Source organism: Bradyrhizobium sp. NBAIM08 (assembly GCF_020193935.1).
Classification (GTDB): domain Bacteria; phylum Pseudomonadota; class Alphaproteobacteria; order Rhizobiales; family Xanthobacteraceae; genus Bradyrhizobium; species Bradyrhizobium yuanmingense.
The window spans coordinates 1-408 of the sequence record NZ_JADYVR010000902.1 but is presented as its reverse complement, the minus strand read 5'-3'; the positions used below and the strand labels follow the sequence as shown (position 1 = coordinate 408).

Annotated in this window: 1 protein-coding gene; it reads left to right on the top strand. The window is 68.6% G+C overall.

The window, feature by feature from the left end:
- Positions 1 to 75: 75 nt before the first annotated feature.
- Positions 76 to 408: helicase HerA-like domain-containing protein (locus I6F37_RS42630; RefSeq protein ID WP_276573834.1), on the top strand; the 333-nt coding region annotated here is incomplete at its 3' end.

Here is a 408-nt window from a genome sequence, read left to right as displayed (position 1 = left end):
CCCCTGTCCCGACTTCGGCCGATGATACGCTAGCCCGCCGCCCGCGAAGCACACCCAGCGACCTCCGGAGGACCGATGGACAAGGCGTTCCACGATGCGATGACGGCCGGCTACGGGCTGACCGAACCCGGACTTGTGATCGGCAGCCCGATGCTCGACGGTGAGCTCGCCAACGACGCCCGGGTGCAGGTGGCGCTGAGCATGCTGAACCGCCACGGGCTGATCGCGGGCGCGACCGGGACCGGCAAGACCAAGACGCTCCAGCTTCTCGCCGGCCAGCTGTCAAAGGCTGGCGTGCCGGTCTTCGTGGCCGACATCAAGGGCGACCTGACCGGCCTCGCGGCGCCGGGTGACGCGACCAATGCCAAGCTCATCGAACGTGTCGAGTCGCTCGGCTGGACGTTCGAG